Origin of the sequence: Falsiroseomonas algicola, from assembly GCF_011040385.1 — a bacterium.
Taxonomy (GTDB): Bacteria; Pseudomonadota; Alphaproteobacteria; order Acetobacterales; family Acetobacteraceae; genus Falsiroseomonas; species Falsiroseomonas algicola.
In genome coordinates this window covers 1-19627 of sequence record NZ_JAAIKB010000012.1, presented here as the reverse complement: position 1 = coordinate 19627, position 19627 = coordinate 1, and the positions used below count along the sequence as shown (strand labels likewise).

The 19627-nt window shown below is 71.7% G+C and carries 19 protein-coding genes and 1 tRNA gene; 8 read left to right on the top strand and 12 right to left on the bottom strand.

The features are described from left to right. Window positions 1-3: 3 nt before the first annotated feature. On the bottom strand, window positions 4-2472 hold the full coding sequence (gene hrpB / locus G3576_RS23255; RefSeq protein WP_164696868.1) for an ATP-dependent helicase HrpB: 2469 nt from the start codon (window positions 2470-2472) through the stop codon (window positions 4-6). Between the two features lie 181 nt (window positions 2473-2653). Here hrpB and G3576_RS23250 point away from each other — a divergent pair, with 181 nt between their 5' ends. The 4 genes from G3576_RS23250 (at window position 2654) to G3576_RS23235 (ending at window position 7151) form a co-directional block, all read left to right on the top strand. Beyond that, entirely contained in the window at window positions 2654-3322 is a 669-nt protein-coding gene (locus G3576_RS23250; protein ID WP_164696867.1) for a DUF4189 domain-containing protein, read from the top strand. 134 nt (window positions 3323-3456) lie between these two features. Next, entirely contained in the window at window positions 3457-5520 is a 2064-nt protein-coding gene (locus G3576_RS23245; protein WP_164696866.1) for a protein-disulfide reductase DsbD family protein, read from the top strand. 35 nt (window positions 5521-5555) lie between these two features. After that, entirely contained in the window at window positions 5556-5879 is a 324-nt protein-coding gene (locus G3576_RS23240) for a hypothetical protein (protein ID WP_164696865.1), read from the top strand. A gap of 39 nt (window positions 5880-5918) precedes the next feature. After that, complete coding sequence (locus tag G3576_RS23235) at window positions 5919-7151, top strand: MFS transporter (RefSeq protein ID WP_164696864.1); 1233 nt, start codon at window positions 5919-5921, stop codon at window positions 7149-7151. A 5-nt stretch (window positions 7152-7156) separates the two neighbouring features. On the opposite strand, the gene G3576_RS23230 is transcribed toward G3576_RS23235, so the two are convergent. The 3 genes from G3576_RS23230 to G3576_RS23220 all read right to left on the bottom strand — a co-directional run bounded on the left by G3576_RS23230 (window position 7157) and on the right by G3576_RS23220 (window position 8866). Next, on the bottom strand, window positions 7157-7405 hold the full coding sequence (locus tag G3576_RS23230; protein ID WP_164696863.1) for a DUF3126 family protein: 249 nt from the start codon (window positions 7403-7405) through the stop codon (window positions 7157-7159). 102 nt (window positions 7406-7507) lie between these two features. Further along, entirely contained in the window at window positions 7508-7828 is a 321-nt protein-coding gene (locus G3576_RS23225) for a hypothetical protein (RefSeq protein WP_164696862.1), read from the bottom strand. 66 nt (window positions 7829-7894) lie between these two features. Next, on the bottom strand, window positions 7895-8866 hold the full coding sequence (locus tag G3576_RS23220) for a Bug family tripartite tricarboxylate transporter substrate binding protein (protein ID WP_164696861.1): 972 nt from the start codon (window positions 8864-8866) through the stop codon (window positions 7895-7897). 114 nt (window positions 8867-8980) lie between these two features. On the opposite strand from G3576_RS23220, the gene G3576_RS23215 reads away from it, so the two are divergent. Continuing rightward, window positions 8981-9994 (top strand): nitrile hydratase subunit alpha, encoded by a 1014-nt coding sequence (locus G3576_RS23215; protein WP_164696860.1) that lies wholly within the window; start codon window positions 8981-8983, stop codon window positions 9992-9994. Between the two features lie 3 nt (window positions 9995-9997). Here the strand turns inward: G3576_RS23215 and G3576_RS23210 are convergent, their stop codons facing one another. The 7 genes from G3576_RS23210 to G3576_RS23180 all read right to left on the bottom strand — a co-directional run bounded on the left by G3576_RS23210 (window position 9998) and on the right by G3576_RS23180 (window position 16066). After that, window positions 9998-10462 carry a BLUF domain-containing protein gene (locus tag G3576_RS23210; RefSeq protein WP_164696859.1) on the bottom strand — a complete coding sequence of 155 codons (465 nt, stop codon included), beginning with the start codon at window positions 10460-10462 and terminating at the stop codon, window positions 9998-10000. Window positions 10463-10496: 34 nt separating this feature from the next. Continuing rightward, the gene (locus G3576_RS23205) at window positions 10497-11198 is read right to left on the bottom strand and encodes an isochorismatase family protein (RefSeq protein WP_164696858.1); all 702 of its coding nucleotides are present in this window, start codon (window positions 11196-11198) and stop codon (window positions 10497-10499) included. Window positions 11199-11285: 87 nt separating this feature from the next. Beyond that, window positions 11286-12062 carry an ABC transporter permease gene (locus G3576_RS23200; RefSeq protein ID WP_164696857.1) on the bottom strand — a complete coding sequence of 259 codons (777 nt, stop codon included), beginning with the start codon at window positions 12060-12062 and terminating at the stop codon, window positions 11286-11288. Next, a complete protein-coding gene (locus G3576_RS32640; RefSeq protein ID WP_207623005.1) occupies window positions 12059-12913 on the bottom strand; it encodes an ABC transporter permease in 855 nt (284 codons plus the stop codon). The genes G3576_RS23200 and G3576_RS32640 overlap by 4 nt, the downstream gene beginning before the upstream one ends. Beyond that, a complete protein-coding gene (locus tag G3576_RS23190; protein ID WP_164696856.1) occupies window positions 12910-13977 on the bottom strand; it encodes an ABC transporter ATP-binding protein in 1068 nt (355 codons plus the stop codon). Before G3576_RS23190 ends, G3576_RS32640 begins: the two co-directional genes overlap by 4 nt. Before the next feature lie 27 nt (window positions 13978-14004). Next, window positions 14005-15036 (bottom strand): extracellular solute-binding protein, encoded by a 1032-nt coding sequence (locus G3576_RS23185; protein WP_164696855.1) that lies wholly within the window; start codon window positions 15034-15036, stop codon window positions 14005-14007. A 43-nt stretch (window positions 15037-15079) separates the two neighbouring features. After that, a complete protein-coding gene (locus G3576_RS23180; protein ID WP_164696854.1) occupies window positions 15080-16066 on the bottom strand; it encodes an isopenicillin N synthase family dioxygenase in 987 nt (328 codons plus the stop codon). A gap of 263 nt (window positions 16067-16329) precedes the next feature. Here G3576_RS23180 and G3576_RS23175 point away from each other — a divergent pair, with 263 nt between their 5' ends. Genes G3576_RS23175 through G3576_RS23165 form a run of 3 tightly spaced genes read left to right on the top strand, consistent with a single transcriptional unit; the run spans window position 16330 to window position 19474 of the window. Then, entirely contained in the window at window positions 16330-17271 is a 942-nt protein-coding gene (locus G3576_RS23175; protein ID WP_164696853.1) for a hypothetical protein, read from the top strand. 5 nt (window positions 17272-17276) lie between these two features. Continuing rightward, a complete protein-coding gene (locus tag G3576_RS32635; RefSeq protein ID WP_164696852.1) occupies window positions 17277-18398 on the top strand; it encodes a glycosyltransferase family 4 protein in 1122 nt (373 codons plus the stop codon). Continuing rightward, the gene (locus G3576_RS23165; RefSeq protein WP_164696851.1) at window positions 18395-19474 is read left to right on the top strand and encodes a hypothetical protein; all 1080 of its coding nucleotides are present in this window, start codon (window positions 18395-18397) and stop codon (window positions 19472-19474) included. Before G3576_RS32635 ends, G3576_RS23165 begins: the two co-directional genes overlap by 4 nt. Before the next feature lie 40 nt (window positions 19475-19514). Here the strand turns inward: G3576_RS23165 and G3576_RS23160 are convergent. Beyond that, a tRNA-Gly gene (locus G3576_RS23160) sits at window positions 19515-19589 on the bottom strand. Window positions 19590-19627: the final 38 nt, after the last annotated feature.

The window sequence follows — 19627 nt, the reverse complement described above, 5'->3', positions numbered from 1 at the left end:
TCCTCAGCGCGGCTCCCGCGGTGGCGGGGGCGCCGCCGCCCAGGGCTCCTCCGGCCAGGGATGCTTCGGATAGCGGCCGCGCATGTCCTTGCGCACATCCGCCCAGCCGCCCCGCCAGAACCCCGCCAGATCCGCCGTCACCGCCACCGGCCGCCCGGCCGGCGACAGCAGCGCGACGTTGAGCTTCACCCGCCCCTCCGCCAGCGGCCGCAGCGACGCCACCCCGAACAGATGCTGCGCCCGCGCCTCCAGCGTGGGCGTTTCCCGGTCATAGTCGATGGCCGCGCTGCGGCCGGCGGGCAGGTCGAGCCGCGCGGGCAGCGCCGCCTCCAGCCGCCTGGCCTGCGCATGCGGGACCATGCCCCGCAGGATGGAGACCAGGTCCAGCGCCTTGGCCTCGCTGAGCCTGGTGCGGCCATGCAGATGCGGCGCCAGCCACTCCGCCGCCGTCGCCGCCAGCGCGGCGTCCGAGAGATCCGGCCATTCGGCCGGCTCCACCCGCGCCATCCAGCCGATCCGGGCGCGCCACTGCTTCGCGGCCTCGGTCCAGTCGAGGTCCCGGAAGCCGCGCTCGGCAATGGCGGCGGCCAGCGCCTTCGCCACGGCTTCCGCGTCCGGGCTCGCAAGGATGTGTTCCTCCAGCACCAGCGGGCCGAAGGTCAGGCGACGCCGGGCCAGCACGGCGCCGGCGCGGGCGTCGAAGGCCGCCTCCTCCCGCCAGCGCAGCCGGTCGGGGAAGCGCGCTTCCAGTGCCGCGCGATCGAGCGGCGCCGCCATGCGGATGCGCGCCTCCGTGCCCTGCAATTCCAGGTCGGCCACCGCGAGCAGGGGCGCGCGGCCGAGCCGATCCGTCGCCGGCAGCCGCGCGCCCTGGCCGGAGGCCAGCCGGAACGCGCCCTCCATCGTGCCGCGCCTGGCCGCGATGCGGTCCGGGAAGCCGGCGGCCAGCAACGGCCCGGCCTCGCCGCCGGGCAGGGCATTGCCATGCAGGCGAAGGCGGCGCCGGTGCAGCGCGGCGGCGCGGGCGATGCGGTGGATGGTGGCGCGGTCGGCATCCCGGTGGTCGCCGCCATGCAGCAATTCGAGGCGCAGGTTGATGTCGGCCGGCGCCTCCCGCCCCCGGATCGGGTCGCGTTCCTCCAGCAGCGCGGCGAGGTCCGCGGCCAGCGCCTTCTCCCCCTCATCCGCCGCGGCCAGCAGCATGCGCGCGAGGCGCGGATGCGTGCCCATGCGCGCCATGGCGCGGCCCATGGCGGTGATGCGGCCTTCCTCGTCCAGCGCGTCGAGGTCCCGCAGCAGCGCCCGCCCCGCCGCCAGCGCGCCCGCCGGCGGCGGGTCCGGGAAGGAAAGCTGCGCCGGCTCCGCCCCCCAGGCCGCGCAATCCAGCGCCAGGCCGGACAGCTCCGCCTCCAGGATCTCCGGCCGGTCCTGCAGGGGAAGGCCGCGATGCAGCGCCTCCGTCCACAGCCGGATCGCCACCCCCGGCGCCGTGCGCCCCGCGCGGCCGGCGCGCTGGTCCGCCGCCGCACGGCTGATCCGCGTGGTGACGAGCCGCGCCAGGCCCGAGGCCGGGTCGAGCCGCGGCGTGCGCCGGAACCCCCCATCCACCACGATCCGCACCCCCGGCACGGTCAGCGAGGTTTCCGCGATCGAGGTCGCCAGCACCACCTTGCGGCGGTCGGAGGGGTTCAGCGCCCGGTCCTGCTCGGCCGGCGGCATCTCCCCATGCAGGGGCAGCACCTCCGCCGCGATGCCGGAAAGCCGCTCCGCCGTGCGGCGGATCTCTCCCCAGCCCGGCAGGAAGGCCAGCACGTCGCCCGGATGGTCCGCCAGCGCGGCCCGGATGGCGCTCGCCATGGCCTCCGGCAGATCGCGCGGGTCCTGGAAGTCCCGAATCCGGTGCTCGACCGTCACGGGGAAGGCGCGGCCGAGGCTCTCCACCACGGGGCACTCGCCCAGCAGCGCCGCGAATCGCCCGACATCGAGCGTCGCCGACATCGCCAGCAGCCGCAGTTCCGGCCTTAATTCCCGTTGCAGGTCGAGGCAGAAGGCCAGTGCCAGGTCGGTATCCAGGTTCCGCTCATGCGCCTCGTCGAACAGCACCGCGGCCACGCCATCGAGGCCCGGGTCGGATTGCAGGCGCCGCACCAGCAGCCCTTCAGTCACCACCTCCACCCGCGTGCGGTCCGAGACCAGCCGGTCGAGCCGGGTCGCGAGCCCGATGGTGCCGCCGGGCTGGCCTTCCCCCATCAGGTCCGCCATGCGGCGCGCGGCGGCGCGGGCGGCGACGCGGCGGGGTTCCAGCACCAGGATCTTCCCGCCCTCGGCCCAGGGCTCCGCCATCAGCGCGATCGGCACCAGCGTCGTCTTGCCCGCGCCCGGCGGCGCGACGAGGACGGCGTTGCTGCCGGCGCGCAGCGCCTCGGCCAGGCGGGGCAGGGCCTCGGTGACGGGGAGGTCAGGAAGGGTCATGGCGGCGTGGCGTAACGCCCCGCGAAACAGAAGTCACATTCACCGCGCCACGCGAAACGAAACGGCGATGCGCGAAGCAGGGGCGCAACCCTGAAGCACGCGATGAAGTCCTGCTGGCGCGGCGATGGGGCACAAGGGCGCCCGACAAGGCGGCCCCGCCGCGCCCCAAGGACCAGCCCCGATGCGTATCGCCTCTCTCGCCGCCGCCCTCTGCCTGATGGCCCTGCCCGCCCTGGCTTCCCAGCAATCCAGCCGGACGCCGGGACCGCATCGCGACACCGCCGCGCTCTGCCGCGCCGAATGCCTGGCGACCGCCGCGTCCCGCCCCGGTGGCGCGGCGGCGAATGCGCCGCAGGCCTGTGCGGTGCGGTGCGATGCGGCGGTCTCCTACCTCCGCAGCCAGCAGGCCCCGGGTACGGCGGAGGCGACAGGTCGCGGGGCCGTCATGCAGCCTGTGGCGATCGCTCGGCCGGCCCGCCCCGCCGCGACCCATGGGGTGATCTACGGTGCCCGCACGCCTTCCGCGGCCTTCGGGATGGTGGTGGGGGAGGCGGACCGCCTGGCCGCGCATCGCAGCGCGGAGCGGGCCTGCACCACCGCCGGCCCGGGCTGCCGCGTGCTGGCCGAGTTCACGGAGGCCTGCGGCGCGGTGGCGCAGGGCTACAAACGCAGCCAATGGGCGCTCTTCATCAGCAGCGACCCCAATTCCTATGTCATCACCAGCCTCTCCGCCGGCGCCGGCCCGCGGCAGGACCAGGCGGAGCGCCAGGCGCTGGCGGAATGCCGCTCCCGCGACCCCCAGGCCAACTGCCGCGTGGTCGCCGCCGCCTGCGCCGGCCAGCGCGGCTGACTGCCGACGGTCCAGGGGCGTCTCGCCCCTGGCGGGGGGTTTCGGGGGGCAGCGCCCCCCGATCTCCCAACACGGTTACATCCCGCAATCCGCGGATGCGCTGCACGTCGCCCCGTCCGTGCTACATCTCCCGCATGTCGCGCCTCCCGGCCCTCCTCCTCGGCCTGACCCTTGCTGCCCTGCCCTTGGCCGCGCAGGCGGTGGAAAGCGCGCCCGTGCGTTCCCCCCGCGCCACCGTCAGCCTCGCCGCCGATGTCGCCGCCGTGGCGCCGGGCGAGTCCTTCCGGCTCGGCCTGCGGCTTCGCCTGGCGGAGGGCTGGCACAGCTACTGGCGCAATGCCGGCGATGCGGGCGCGCCGCCCGAGGTGACGCTGACGCTGCCGGAGGGCGTTGCCGCGGGGCCCATCCAGTGGCCGGTGCCGGACCGCATCCCCTACGGCCCGCTCGTGAATTACGGCTACAAGAACGAGGTCCTGCTGCCGCTGCCCGTCAGCGTCCCCGCGGGCTTCACGGGCGACTCGCTGGCGATCCGCGCGGAGGCGACCTGGCTGGTCTGCGCCGATGTCTGCATCCCGGAGGACGGGGTCTTCACCCTCACCCTGCCGGTCGCGCCCCGCGCCGTGCCCTCCCCCATCGCGGCGCCGTGGTTCGAGGCGACGGAGGCCCGCCTTTCCCGCCCCTCTCCCTGGCAGGCGCGGGCCGGGGCCGGCGCCGGCCGGGCGAGCCTGACACTCACCGGCGCCGGCATCGGCCCCGCCGCCGTGAAGGACGCCTTCTTCTTCCCGGCGGAACCCGGCGTGCTGGACAACACCGCCCCCCAGCCCGTGACGGTGCGGGACGGGTCGCTGACCATCGGCCTCACCCTGGCCCAGGGGGTCGCGACTCCGGCGGCGCTGGAGGGCACGGTGGTGCTGCGCGATGGCGGCGGGCAGCGCGCGGGCTTCGATGTCGGGGCGGGCGTGGGCGGGCCGGCGGAGGCCGCGGGCGGTCTCGCGCTGTGGCACGCCATGCTGCTGGCGCTGGCCGGCGGGCTGATCCTCAACCTGATGCCCTGCGTCTTCCCCGTGCTGGCCATGAAGGCCATCGGCCTGGCGCGGCTGTCCGGCGGCGCGGCGCGGGAGGTGCGGCTGCATGCCGCCAGCTACACCGCCGGCGTCCTGACCTGCTTTGCCCTGGTCGGGGGCGCGCTGATCGCGCTCCGGGCCGGCGGCAGCGCCGCGGGCTGGGGCTTCCAGTTCACCGAACCCGCCTTCGTCGCCGCCATGGCCTGGCTGATGCTGGCGGTCGGGCTGAACCTGTCGGGCGTCTTCGCCATGGGTGGCGCGGTCGGCGCGGGGCAGGCGGTGGCCGGGCGCGGCGGGCATCTCGGGGCCTTCGCGACCGGCGGTCTGGCGGTGCTGCTCGCCACGCCCTGCACCGCGCCCTTCATGGCCGCGGCGCTGGGGGCCGCGCTGGTGATGCCGCCCGAGCAGACCATGGCGGTCTTCCTGGCGCTCGGCCTTGGCCTGGCGCTGCCCTATGCGCTGCTCGGGGTCTTCCCGGGGCTGGCGCGGCTGCTGCCCCGGCCCGGCGCCTGGATGGAGCGGCTGCGCCAGGGCCTGGCCTTCCCGATGTATGGCGCGGCGGCCTGGCTGGTCTGGGTGCTGGCGCAGCAGGCGGGGCCGGATGGCGTGCTGTTCGGCCTGGGCGGCGCCGTGGTGCTGGCCGCCGGCCTCTGGGGCCTCGGCATTGCGCAGCGCGCCGGCGCCGGGCGCGGGCGGATCGCGGGCGCCATCGGCATGGGGCTCGCCGTCGTGGTCGCCATCGCCCTGCTGCCGCGCCTGTCCGCCGCCCCCGCCGCGGCCGCCGCCGCCGATCCGGGCGCCGAATCCTGGTCCGCCGCCCGGGTCGAGCAACTCCGCGCCGAGGGCCGCCCCGTCTTCGTCAACGCCACCGCCGCCTGGTGCATCACCTGCCAGGTGAATGAACGCGTGGCGCTGCGCGGCCCCGCGGTGCGGGAGGCCTTCGCCGCGCGGAACGTCGCCTACCTCAAGGCCGACTGGACCCGCGGCGACCCCGCCATCACCGCCCTGCTGCGCGACCAGGGGCGGGACGGCGTGCCGCTCTATCTGTTCTGGGCGCCCGGCGCCGCCGCGCCGGCGGTGCTGCCGCAGATCCTGACCGAGGGCCTAGTCATCGACGCGCTGCGCGGGCCGTAAACACTCCGGTCACGCCTGCGGCCCAGATTCGGTCCATGATCCGGTCCCTGCCCGTCCTGCTGGTCCTCCTCGCCATGTCCCTGCCAGCGGCGGCGCAGCAGCCGCCCGCCTGCACGGCACAGCGGGCCGGCACCGTCGCCTGCATGTCCGGCAAGCTCTGCGAATGCCGCTATGAGCGCGGCGGCACCATCACCGGCGTGCCCACCGGCCATCGCTGGGATTGCGGGATCCTCCGGCCTTCCTGCGGCGAGGCGCTGGCCGCGCCGACAATCCCGAACCAGGGCATGTCCCCCATGCCCTTCCAGCCGCAGATCCTGATCGACCCGCGCCAGCCGCGGGGCGGCTACCCGTACCGCTGAATTGCACGCCGCGCCGGGGTGCCCGTAGCATCCCCGCCGATGCATCCCCCCGCCCCGCGCGACCGGCCGACGAACCACGCGTGGATCATGCTGGGGGGCGCCTTCCTGGCCTTCAGCATCGGCGCCAGCCTGATGCATGCCTACACCGTCTTCCTGCTGGCCTTCATAGCGGAATTCGGCTGGACGCGGGCGGAGGCCTCCCTCGCCTATTCCGTCGCACAGCTGGTCGCCGGGCTGAGTTCGCCGCTGGTCGGCTACCTCGTGGACCGGATCGGGCCGTCCCGCATGGTGCTGCTGGGATCGGGCCTGCTGCTGACCGGGCTCATAGGCACCTCCCAGGCCGGCGCGCTGTGGCAGGTGGTGCTGCTGTATGGCGTGGTGATGACGGTGGGCGCCAATTGCCTCGGCCTGCTGGTCTTCGTGCCGCTGGTGGCGGGGCTCTTCCCGGGGCGGCGGGGCATGTCGATCTCCGTCCTGCAATCCGCCAATGCCTTCGGCCGCGCCGTCTCCGCCCCGGTCGCGCAGATGCTGATCAGCGGCGTCGGCTGGCGGATGGCCACCCTGGTGGAGGCCGCGGCGCTGGCCGCCGTCACCCTGCCGCTGGCCGCCCTGTTCCGCCGCAAGCCGCCCGCTGCTTCGGGCGCCACGCCAGCGCCGGTGGCCGCGACCGGCCCGCACTGGACGCTGGCGGCGGCGGTGCGCACAAGCCGCTTCTGGGTGCTGTTCCTGGTCTACATGCTGACCAGCGTCGGCAGCTTCCTCGTCTCCCTCCACCAGATCGCCTTCGCGGTCGATGCGGGGTTCGACCCGCTCTACGCCGCGGGGGTGCTGGGGGCGGGGAGCTTCCTGGCCCTGCCAGGCGTGATCCTGACCGGCACGCTGTCCGACCATATCGGGCGGGAGAGGTCTGCGATCCTGGCCTATGGCATCTCGATCATCGGATGCGCCTGCGCGCTGGCCATCACCGGGCCGGGCGACCATGTGCTGCTCTGGCTGCACGGCATCCTGTTCGGCCTGACCTGGGGGGCGCGCGGCCCCGCTATCACGGCCAAGACGGCCGACCTGTTCCCCGGGCCGAGGCTCGGCACCATCCTCGGCGTGATCACCGTGGGGTCGGGGCTGGGGGCGGCGCTGGGGTCCTGGGGCGCCGGCCTGGTCTTCGACCTGTCCGGCAGCTACCGCCTGGCCTTCCTGCTCTCCATCGCCGCCTATGCGACGGGTGCGGCCTGCTTCTGGTCGCTGCGGCGGTGGCCGGAACGCGCCACCGCCTGAACCCCCTACTTCCGCCCGCGCGGCGCGGGCGCGGCGGCGGGGGCCGGGGGAAGGTCCTCTTCCAGCACGCTGAGCGTGACGGCGTAGGAAACCTCGCCCTCCTCATCGTCGCGATGGACGGTGCCGATCACCTCGCCCTCCACCGCGACCTCCACCGTCAGGCCCGGCCGGGGCGGCGCGATCAGCGTGATCCGGTCGGAGCCCAGGATGCGGCGCAGATAGGCCTGCACGCGTGCGATCTCGGTCGGCTTCATCCCGGCTACTCTCCCATGACAGCGGTGGGGCGCCCCTATGCACCGCCACCGCCCGCCGGTCGAGGCGGGAAGGCCCCGGCAAAGATTAAGCAGCGTTTAGAATCAGGGCTTGCCGGTCAATCTGGAGAAAACCTGCCGGTCCCGATTCTCCTGCATCAGCATGGTGAAGCCGGTGATGGTATCGAGGCCGAGGCCCCGCGGCAGGCCCGTATCGGGGTCCGGCTGGACGTCGCCATAGGCGGCGCCCGTCATCTTCTCCCACTTCCCCGCGGGCTTCTTCACCTCGACATGGACGACGGTCGCCTTCAGCACCAGGCGCACGATCGCCTCCTTCGGCGCGCGGGGCTTGGTCAGGCTCGGCATGCCGCCGATCATGGTCCAGCCATGGGAAAGCGCCCAGGCCGTGAGTTCTTCCTTGGTCATGCCGCGCCGCCCCCGAGATGAGCCGCCGCTATGGGCCGGGCCGCAGCGCGGCGCAACCGCGGGGCCTCACTCCGCCCGGATGTTCCCCTGCCGGACCACGTCCCGCCAGCGGGTGCGCTCCGCGCTGACCAGCGCGGCATAGTCGGCCGGCGGGCCACCCCGGGCCTGGGTGCCGCGCTCCGCCAGCTGGCGGACGAAGCCCGGATCGGCCAGCGCGGCGCGGGCGGCATCGGCCATGCGATCGACCACCGCATCCGGCGCGCTGCGATGCGCATGCAGGCCGAACCAGGCCTCGGCCTCGAAACCCGCCAGGCCGAATTCGGCGCCGAGTTCCGACAGCGCCGGCACATCCGGAAGGTCCGGCAGCCTGGCCTTGGACGTGACCGCCAGCGGCACCACCGTGCCGGCGCGGATCTGCGGGATCGCGGTCGGCAGGTTGTCGATGAAGGTATCGACCTCGCCCCCCATCACCGCCGCCATGCCGGGCCCAGCACCGCGATAGGGCACGTGCTGCATCGGCGCGCGGGCGAGCTGCGCGATCAGCTCCCCCGTCAGATGCGTGGAGGTGCCGTTGCCGGCGGAGGCGAAGGTGCGGATCATCGGCCGCGCGCGCGCATCGCGCAGGAAGGCGCGGACATCGCCGCCCGGCACGTTGCGCGCATGCGCCACCCAGACATTCGGCACCGTCACCACCAGCGTCACCGCGCGGAAATCACGCTCCGGGTCATAGGGCAGGTTGGGATAGAGCGCGGGGCCGATGGCGTGGGATGCGATCTGCGACAGGAACAGCGCATGGTCATCGGCTTCCCGCGCGAAGCGGCCCGCCGCCGTGGTGCTGCCCGCGCCGGGCTGGTTCTCCACCACCACGGCGCGGCCGATGCGGTCGCGCATCGCGGCGGCCAGCATCCGTGCCACGACATCCGTGGTGCCGCCGGGCGGAAAGGGCACGACCAGGCGCAAATCCCTTTGCGGCCAGGACTGGGCAAGGGCCGGCAGGGCGAGCAAAGCGGGGGCGGCGAGCAGCGCGCGGCGAAGCATGGTTCGTTCTCCCGTTATCGTTGCGCGGATCGTCGCTTGCGCGGCACGCGCTGTCGAGACTTCCGATGATGCGACAGCGTCGATAGCCTGCCGCCAAACCCGAGGAGCGTCCGCATGCACGACCTGCCCCCCACGCACCCGCCCCATGATGCCGGCGGCCGCTACGACGGCCCCCTCATCCGGGAGGAGCATGAGGCCGCGCATTGGGAGCGCGAGGCGGATGCCATCCGCATGCTGCTGGCCGATGGCAAGCGGCGGCTCTTCACCACCGATGAGAGCCGGCGCGTGCAGGAACAGCTGGACGACGCGACCTACTGGGCGATGCCCTATTACGAGCGCTGGATCCTCGCCTTCTCATCGCTGCTGCTGGAGAAGGGCACGCTGACGATCGGCGAGCTGGAGGCGGAGGAGGCGCGGCTGCGCGCGGAGGGCCTCGACCGCGTGGAGGGCGAGGCCGCGGGCCATCACCACCACGACCACGACGCCCATGATCACGACCACGACCATGATCATGACGACGACCATCCCTACCAGGAGGATCACGATGCCGGGGAGACGGTGCTCTCGCCGCTCCGCCTCCGCGGCCTGGCCGTGCGCAACCTGCTGCTTGCGAAAGGCGTGCTGACACCAGAGGAAATCCGGGCGGAGATCGAGCGGATGGATGCGCGCAGCCCGCATCACGGGGCCGCGGTCGTGGCGCGCGCCTGGGTCGATCCGGCCTTCGCCGCCCGGCTCGCGGCGGATGCGCCGGCGGCGGTGAAGGAACTCGGCCTGGATGCGGCGGGGACGAAGCTGGCGGCGCTGTTCAACACGGAATCGCGCCATCACCTCGTCGTCTGCACGCTCTGCTCCTGTTACCCGCGCACGATCATCGGCAGGCCCCCCGCCTGGTACAAGAGCCGCGCCTATCGCGCCCGCGCCGTGCGCGACCCCCGCGGGATCCTGCGGGAATTCGGCACGGAGCTGCCGTCAGGCGTGGAGTTGCGCGTGCACGACAGCAATGCGGAGCTCCGCTACCTCGTCATCCCCGCCCGGCCGACAGGCACGGAGGGTTGGGACGAGTCGCGGCTCGCCACGCTGGTGACGCGGGATTCGATGATCGGCGTGACGACGGCGCGCAGCCCCTGACGATCAGGGGAAGGGCCGGAGATTCGCCTCCATGGCGGCGGAGATGACCTGCGCCTGATGCGCGATGCTGCCGCGGCCGAGCCGTTCCATCAGCCGGTGCTCCACCGCGGCGCCGGCCAGGATCCCCGGCGCCAATTCCCCGGAAAAGGCCATGGACCAGCCGGCGAACCGGCGGCAGGCGATGGGCACGAATTCCAGCAGCCGCACGTCGCGGTGGCGCGGATCGGCCAGGATGCGATCGAAGGTATCGAGCACCGCGGCACCCGGCCCCTCCAGCACCTGCGCGAAGCAGCCATCGCCCAGGCAGAGCGCGCCGGTGATGGAGGCAACGGCGTTGCGCCAGGTGGCGTTGGTCGCCACATCCCGCGCCACCCGGTGCAGGCTTTCGGCATCGTTTTCCACCGCGCGGCTGACATAGGACAGCGCGAAAAGCCCGCACCGCCCGCCGCCACCCCCGTCGGGCGCCATCAGCGCCGCCGTGGCCCGATCAGGCGCAACGCCGTCACTCCGCCGCGCGGGGCAGCGCGAAGCGCGCCGTCAGCTCCCGCTCCACATAGTCCAGGCTCTCCACATCCGCGAACTTCATGTCGAGGTCGAAGAGGTTGGCGCGATGCGCGCTGGGGCTGCGGTCCCCGCAGGCATCCTCCACCAGCACGGTGCGGAAATTGTGGGAGAAGGCGTCCATGGCGCCGGCGCGGACACAGCCGGAGGTGCTGATGCCGCAGATGATGACGGTATCGACCTCGTCGTAGCGGAGGAAGGCCTCGAGCGGCGTCGCGAAGAAGCAGGAGGGCTTGTTCTTCATCACCACGCGGTCCTGTTCCCGCGGCGCATAGGCCTCCGGCCATTCATCGGCACGGGGATCGCGGCTGTACTGGTAGTCCCCGGCGGTGCCGAGCTTCAGGTTCCAGATGCCGCGATAGCTCGGATGGGTGCGGTCGTCGCGCCGGGAGTAGTAGATCGGCAGGTCGAGCCGGCGGAACAGCGCGGTCAGCCGCGTCAGCGCCGCCAGCAGTTGCGGCATCTCCCGCCCGCATTGCGAATAGGCGGGATCGACGAACATGTAGGTGGTGTCGATGTTCAGCAGCGCCGGGCGCCGCCCGATGCCGATGCGCCGCGCGAAGCCGCCCTTGCGGTAGGTCTCCAGCTCCTCATCCGGCACGAAGCCCCGCCATTTCGCGAGCTTCTGCAGGTCATCTGCCATGGCACGTCCCTCTTGTTCATTGTGATGAAGCATAACAAATCACCACCGCCGATGGGAATGGCGCGATGGGACCACCGCCCGCGCGGTTCAGAAGGCGCGCCGGAGCCCCACCATGCGCTCGATCGCCACCACGCCGATGACGGCGAACAGGACCGACAGCGTCGCGGCCGCGGCCGCGGTGGGATCGAAATCGTAGGTCAGGAAATCGAACAGCGCGAGCGGCAGGGTATTGCCCCCGACCGGCTTGAGCAGAAGTGAAATCGTGAACATGTCGAAGCTGACGATGAAGGCGAAGAGCCCGCCCGTCAGCATCCCCGGCCTTGCCAGCGGCAGCAGCACGCGCCGGAAGGTCTCGAAGCCCCCCGCGCCGAGGCTGGCGGAGGCCTCCTCCATCGCCGGGTCCACCTGCTCCAGCGCCGCCACGATGGCCAGGAAGGCGAAGGGGAAGGCGATGACGACATGCGCGACCTGCAACCCCGTCAGCGTCTTGCCGAGGCCGATGGAGTTCAGGAAGAACAGCAGCCCGATCGCCGTCAGCAGTTCCGGCAGCAGCAGCGGCAGGGTCATAGCCAGGCGGAAGCTGGCGGCGAGCCGGCGCGACAGCGCGCGGTGGCAGAGCGCCGCCAGCGTCGCCAGCACCACCGTCACCACCACCGTGGTCAGCGCGACCTGGAGGGAGAGCAGCAGCGCTTCCCGGAAGGTCTCGCTGGCCAGGAAGCGCTGGAACCACTTGAGCGAGAGGCCCTCCGGCGGCACGCGCATCAATTCGCCAGCCGTCAGCGAGGCCGCCACCACCGCCACCAGCGGCAGCAGCAGGAAGGCATAGATCACGCCGAGCACGGCGGCGGAAAGCGCCCGGCTCATGCGCGCGTGCGCTCCGCCAGGCGGTGCGTCGCCAGGGTGAAGACCGTGACGACCGCCAGCGTGGAGGCCGCCATGATGACGGCCAGCGCCGCGCCGAAGGGCCAGGCGAAGGACCCGATCAATTCCCGCACCACCACGGCCGGCATGTAGGCGATGCCCTGCCCGCCCAGCAGCGCCGGCGTGACATAGGCGGCGACCGACAGCACGAAGACCAACGTGACCCCCGCCTGCACCCCGGGGAAGGACAGCGGCAGCGTCACCCGCCGGAAGGTCTCGAAGGCGCCGGCGCCGAGCGAGGCGGAAGCTTCGCGCAACTCCGGCCGCACATTGCGCAGCGCGGTTGCGATGGGCAGCACCATGAAGGGCGTGAAGACATGCACCAGCGCCATCACCACGATGCCCTGGGTGAACAGCACGCGCACCGGCCGCTCGATCAGCCCCGCCGCCATCGCCCAGCGGTTGAAGGGGCCATCCACCGCCACCAGCACCATCCAGCCGAAATTCCGCACCAGCACGCCGATCAGCAGGGGGGAGACGATGCAGGCATAGAACACCACATGCCAGCGCCCCTGCAGGCGGGACAGGTGCAGCGCCAGCGGGAAGGACACCAGCAGGCAGAGCGCCGTGATCAGCGCCCCCGTCAGCAGGCTGCGCACCAGCGCGCCGGTATAGAGCGGATCGCCGAGCGCGCGCCCGTAATGCATCAGCGTGTGGCCGCTGCCGAAGGGCTGGCCGAAGGCCGGCGCCCGGAAGCTCATCGCCACCATCTCGACATAGGGCAGCACGAAGAACAGCGTGAGCAGCGCCACCGCCGGCAGGCCCAGGAGAAGTCGCGGCAGGAGCCGCTTCACTGGGGGATATCCGGCATCAGCCAGGCATGGGCGGTATCCACCGCCAGCCCCACCGTCATGCCGGGCTGCACCGTGCCATGGGGGCTCGCCTGCAAGCGCAGCCGCATGCCATCGGCCAGCGAGACCTCGCAGGCCAGCGCGGCGCCGAGGAAGGCGGCCCCCAGCACCAGGGCGGGAATGGCGTCGGGCGCGCCGGGATCGGTGATGGACAGCGCCTCCGGCCGCAGCATCAGCATGGCGGCGTCGCCGGGGCGGATGCCCTCCACCCCCGACACCGGCAGCACCACGCCGCCGAAGGGCACGTGGAAGCCGCCCCCCGCCGTGCGGTCGCGCGGCCGGACGGGGATGATGTTGGCCTCCCCGGTGAAGCGCGCCACATAGGCCTCCGCCGGGCGCTGGTAGATCTCCCGTGGCGTCGCGAATTGCGCCACGCGCCCGGCCTTCATGACGGCGATGCGGTCGGACAGCGCCATCGCCTCCGCCTGGTCATGCGTGACGTAGAAGGCGGTGATGCGGGCGCGCTGCTGCACGTCCCGGATCAGCCAACGCACCTCCTCCCGCAGCCTTGCATCGAGGTTGGCCAGTGGCTCATCCAGCAGCAGCAGCCGCGGGCGGATCACCAGCGCGCGGGCCAGCGCGACCCGCTGCTGCTGCCCGCCCGACAGGGCGCGGGGCAGCCGATCCTCCAGCCCCTGGAGGCGGACCATCGCCAGCGCCTCCGCCACGCGGGTCCGCTGTTCCGCCTTCGGCACCCGCCGCACGCCGAGGCCATAGGCCACGTTCTCGAACACCGTCAGGTGCGGGAACAGCGCGTAGTTCTGGAACACCACGCCGAAGTCGCGCCTCTGCGGCGGCAGGTCGGTGACGCTGGCGCCATCGGCCAGGATGTCCCCGCCATCCGGATCCATGAAGCCCGCGATGCAGCGCAGCGTCGTCGTCTTGCCGCAGCCCGACGGGCCGAGCAGGGAGACCAGCTCTCCCTCCCGCGCCTGCAGGGTCACGCCATCCAGCGCCAGCGTCGTGCCGTAGCGCTTGGTCAGGCCGATGATGTCGATCTGGGTCACGCCGGCGCCCCCCGCGCCGCGCCGCCTTCAGATCGCCCGTGCCCAGCGCTCATTCATCTGCGTCGCCATCCGCGCGGCCAGCGCCCAGTCGAAGGTCAGGGTCTTCCGCAACGCCTCCTGCGTGATGGGCAGGGCATCGGCCAGATCCTGCGGGATGGCGACGGTGGTGTTGACGGGTGCGACGAAGAACTCCCGTGCCAGCTGCAGCTGCAGATCGGGCGACAGCATCAGGTCGATGTACTTCGCCATCGCCTCCTGGTCCGCGGCATTGGCGCTGGCGGCGATGGCGAAGGTCTGGTCGAACATCATCAGCCCGTCCTCGGGCTGCACGATCTCGATCGGCACGCCGCGGCGCTTCAGGGGAATGACCTCCCCATAGTCCAGCGGCGCGATCGCCACCTGGCCCTGCGCCAGCAGCGGCGCGATCTGGCCGGAGAAGGCGACCTGCGGGAAGGGCTTCAGTTCCGCCATCTTGGCGATGCCCGTGTCCAGGTCGTCCGGGCCGCGCCCGAACATCGTGCCCGCCTGCATCAGCAGCATGATCGCCGCCGAATTGGTGATGGAATAGAGGCCGAGCTGCCCGCGATAGCGGGGATCCCACAGCTCCCGCCAGCTCTTCGGCGGCACGCGCACCATGTCGGTGCGGTAGGCGATCCCGATCGGCGAGATCATGCCGATCACGCCCTTGTCGCCGGCGCTGCGCGCCACCGGCAGCAAATTCGCGAGGTTCGGGATGCGCGCTTCCGGCAGGGGGGCGAAGAAATCCTCCTGCCGCAGCAGCACGGAGAAGCGTTCATTGGTCATCAGCCCCGGGAAGGGGGAAGCGCCCCGGCCGGCTGCGCGGAAATTCGTCACCCAGCCGCTGCCGACGCCGATGTCGAGCCGCACGGGCCGCCCGATGGCCTGGCTCAGCTTCGGCACGATGGCGCTGCGCCAGAACTGCTCCCACCGCCCGCCATAGGTGTTGATGACGAAGGGCGCGCCGGACTGCGCCTCGGCGCGCGTCGCGGCGGCAAGGGCGGCGGCACCGGCCAAGGCGGCGCGGCGGGTCATCATCATGGCAGGCAATCCTTCGGCGGCGTGGCGGGGCAGGTCGGCATGGTCAGGCGGCTGGCTGGCGATAGGCGTAGTTCTTGTTCAGCCTCTCCAGCAGGTAGTCGCCATAGAGCACGGGCGGGAAGCGCGGCGGGTTGGCGGCATCGGTGCAGGTGGGCAGGCATTCCACCCGCGCATCCATGTCCATGTCGAAGAAATAGGGGCAGGAATAGCGGTCCCCGCCTGAGAGGTTCTTCACGCGGTGCGGCGTCGATTGCCAGCGGCCATTGGTCCAGCGCGCCAGCATGTCCGCCACGTTCACCACATAGGTGCCGCGGATCGGCGTCGCCTTCAGCCAGGCACCATCCTTCCGCCGCACCTCCAGCCCGCCCGACATGTCCTGCAGCAGGATGGTCAGGAAGCCGTAGTCGGTGTGGGGCGCCGATCCGAATTCGTCATCCGCGCTGTCCGGCGGCTGCGGCGGGTAGTGCAGCATCCGCAGGAAAGTCGTCGGCTTCTCGAAGAAGGGCAGCAGCGTGTCGGGGGCGAGGCCGAGCGCGATGGCGACCGGGCGCAGCAGCAGGCGGCAGAAATCCTCCATCGCGGCCTGGTAGGCCAGGACCTCCGTGCGAAAGGAAGGCAGTTCCGCCGGCCACTGGTTCGGCCCCTGCAGCGGCAGGCCGAATCGCGGGTCATCCGCCGGCACCTCATGCATGAACATGAAGCTCTCGGAGTAGTTGGGCTTCGTCACCTTCGCCACGGACGACGTCTGGATGACGGAGGTCTTGGGCGCCATGTAGCCGCGGTGGAACTCGTTCATGTCGATGGCGCGCTTGGCGGCATCGGGCAGGGCGTGGAAGGCGCGGGACGCCGCGAAGATGGCGTCCTGCTGCGCCAGGCTGATCGGGGTGTTGGCGAAATAGGCGAAGCCGATGCCGCCGAAGGCCGCATCCAGTTCCTTCGCGATGGCGGCGTCGCCCTCCGGCGTGCCGAGGCCCGCCAGGTCCACCAGGGGGAGTCTGTCCGGAAGCAGGGCAGCCTCTGCCGTCGTCATGTGCAACCCCTTCCGTCGACTGAACCGCGAAACACGGTGCGCAGCATGCATCCCAGGGGATCACGCCTCAAGACGGCCCGGCGGCAGCAATTGCCGTGCCGTCAAGCAATGGTTGACCAAAAGGGAAGGTGTGGCAGCCGATGGGCATTGAACCCCGCTTCGCCAGCCCGGTCGCCGCTCATCCCTGGCGCAACCAGGGGCCGCCTTCCGCAACCCCAGGGGACAGTGATAGACAGCAGCGGCAACGGCCTGGGCGAGCCCTGATGCGACCTCTCCGCGATCACGCCGGTGACCTCCATGAGCTTGAGCGACGGCAAGGAAGCGGCACCGCCCCGCCCGATCCGGCATCGCCTGGCCCTGCCACGGATCGCGGCCAGCCGACAGACCTCGATACCGGCGCCCCCGCACGGCACGGCACGGCACCGGGTCCGGGCCGGTTCCGCGACGTGTCCCTGGCGGAGCTGGACGGGCACGCGGCGCAGCCACCCGAAGGGAGCTTCGATTCCCTCCTCCTCGCCCATGCCGGCGCACGTGCCCTGGCCGACATCGAGCAGGCCTCGGCGCCGGCCCTGGCCCGGCTCGCGGGCGCGGGAGACCAGGCCGCCATGCTCGACGCCATGCGCCAGGTGATCGAGGTGCAGAACCGGAAGATCGCCACCCTCACGGGCCTCGTCTATCTCCTCGACCGGCAGCTCAACGCCCATCACCGCCCCCTGCACGAGGTCCTGCGCATCGATCCCCTGCCGACCGCACACCTGCCGGCGGAGGAGAAGGCGGCGCGGCCGGAGCCTCTCGTCGTGCTCTTCGCATCCGACCGGCAGTTCATCGGTCGCAACTGGCACCCGCGGGAGCAGCAGGGCGCGGTGACGCTGCGCTGGTCCGGGCCCGGGCCGGTCTCCACCGTGCTGGTGCCGAATCTCCGCGGCGGACGGCTGCGGTTCACCTTCCAGATGTGGTCGCCGCCCTGGATAGATATCCGCTTCCATCTCGCCATCCGCATGGGCCGCGTCGCGCTCGACCTGGCACGGGGGCAGGAGGACGGGCTGTGGGAAGCGGTGGTCGACCTGCCGGAGACCGCCGACGAGGAATACGATGTCCTGTCCTTCGCCCTGAAGATGATGGAATCCCCGTCCTCCATGGGCACGGGCGCCGATACGCGGAAGCTCGGCATCGCGATGTCCAGGATCGAGATCGCGAGGGCCTGACCGCCGTGGATGTGGTCTTCGTCACGGATGTCGCCTTCTGGGAACGCTCGCTGGGCAGCGAGGAGCGGATCCACCAGCTCGTCACCGCCCTCGCCCCTTCGGCCAGGGTCGGGGTCTTCTTCATCAACAGGACGCAGCGCGAGGTGCCCAAGGCCACGCCCGTTCCTGTCTATTCCTCCACCGCGATCGAGGTCCCGCCCGGCCAGAAGCCGGAACAGCCCAAGGGGATCGAATTCGGCTTCGATGCGGCCACCGCGGCCGCCTTCGCGGCGTTCTGCCAGCAGCACCGCCCGCAGCTCGGCATCTACGAATACGTCACGACCGCCTATCTCGCGCTCTGCGCCGGCGCGCCGCCCTTCAAGGTGCTGGACACGCATGACGTGATGTCCCAGCGCGCCAGGACCTTCGCGCGCTTCGGCAGGAAGCACCATATCGACATCACCGCCCAGGACGAGCTCCGCATCCTGCACCGCTTCGACTGCATCCTGGCCATCCAGGGCGAGGATCTGGAGCATCTCGGCCGGGCGCTGGGGCGGGCGCGCGTCCTCTACCTGCCCCTCATGGTGGCGCCGCCACCGCCGCGCCGCTATCGCAGCCGCCCGGTCTCCGTCCTGTTCGTCGGCGGCAACAGCCCGATGAATGCGGATGGCATGCGGTGGTTCTGCCGCGAGGTCTGGCCCCTCGTCCGGCAGGGCGACCTGCGGCTCGACGTCGTCGGCGCCGTCGGCGCCTCCATCCCCGCGGAGGTCCAGGGCGTGGTGCGGCACGGCCGGCTGCAGCGGGAAGCGCTGGAAGCCGCCTATCTCGATGCCGACATCGCCATCAACCCCGTCTATTACGGCGGCGGGCTCAAGGTGAAGACGATCGAATACGCCGGCTTCGGCATCCCTTCCGTCGTCACCGGCGAAGCCCTGCGCGGTGTGCCCCACGATCCCGCCACGGCGCCCTTCCTGCTGGCCCGGACGCGAGAGGAGTTCGTGCTGCACCTGCGGCACCTCCTGCACGACCCCGCCGCGCGGCTGGAACTGGCGGAACGCGCGCCCGCCTTCATCGAGGCGCGCTACAGCACCCGCCACGCCGCGACCATCCAGCGCCTCGCCGCCTGCGTCACCGGCATCGCGGCATGAGGATCGCGATTTCCGGCGACGTGCTCCGCCCCTATGACCATGGCGGGAACGCCGCCAAGCAGAACGGCAACATCCGCTGGCTGCACACCATCCTGGGCTGGGCGATCGCGGAGGCCGTGGGCGCGCCGGTCGAGCCCATCCTCGGCCAGCCCGAGCATTTCTCCCTGTGGGACGCCTATTCCCGCTTCGACCGCGAATGCAGCGTGCGAAGCTGGGCCGCGCTCTACCACGCGGAACCGACGCCCGCCTTTCTCGACTACGTGCAGGCGATCTACGGCGATGCGGATTGCGTCGTGCTGTTCGAGGGCAACCAGCTGCTGCTGCGCAGCCTCGAGATCCTCGGCATCCGCTTCATCGACGTGGTGCTGCATCCCGTGCGCTTCCTCGATGACGTGGTGCTCGGCTTCCGCAGTTCCGATCCGGATGTGCAGCATCGCCTGACGGAGTTCGGTATCGCGGAGGAGGTGTTCTTCCGCGAGGCGGCGCTGCTGCGTGGCGGCTTGATGAAGGACACGATCGGCATCCCGAAGGATGTGCGGGTGGTCTTCTTCGGGCAGACAGCCGACGACAAGGTGCTGATCCATGACGGAGAGCTGGTCGATTTCGCGACCGCGCCCCTGCCCTACGACACCAGGCGCTTCCAGACCGTCGAGCGTGCGGGCTTCAAGCCCCACCCCTTCAACCGCGACGATTTCGGCATCTTCGCCAGGGTGCCCTTCCATCGCGTCGTGCCGGTCGAGGAGAATTTCTACCGGGTGGCGTCGAGCGAACAGATCGCCGAGATCGTCTCCATCACCTCCAGCGTCTCCGTCGAGGCGCGCTATTTCGGCAAGCGCGGCACCCATCTCGGGCGCTTTCCCTACGCCTTCTGGCCGGAGTCGCAGGGGACCGGCGCCTATGTGCCCCTCGCGCACGAATACCTGCATGTCGCCTTCTGGCAGCGGCTGTTCGCCGGCCACCTGCCCGCCGCGCCCATCCACCGCGGCTTCCTGGGCCCCAGCAAGATCCGGCTGTCGCTGCGCAGCTTCTGGGGGTTCAACGAGGTCACCCAGCGGATCGCCGCCGGCATCGCCTGAAGGTCGGCGACCGGGCGACGCGATGGCAGGAAGGGGGGGGTGGAGCGGGCGATGGGAATCGAACCCACGACATTCAGCTTGGGAAGCTGACGTTCTACCTCTGAACTACGCCCGCAGCACGAGGTGCGTCTTTGTATCCGGCCCGGCCGTCGC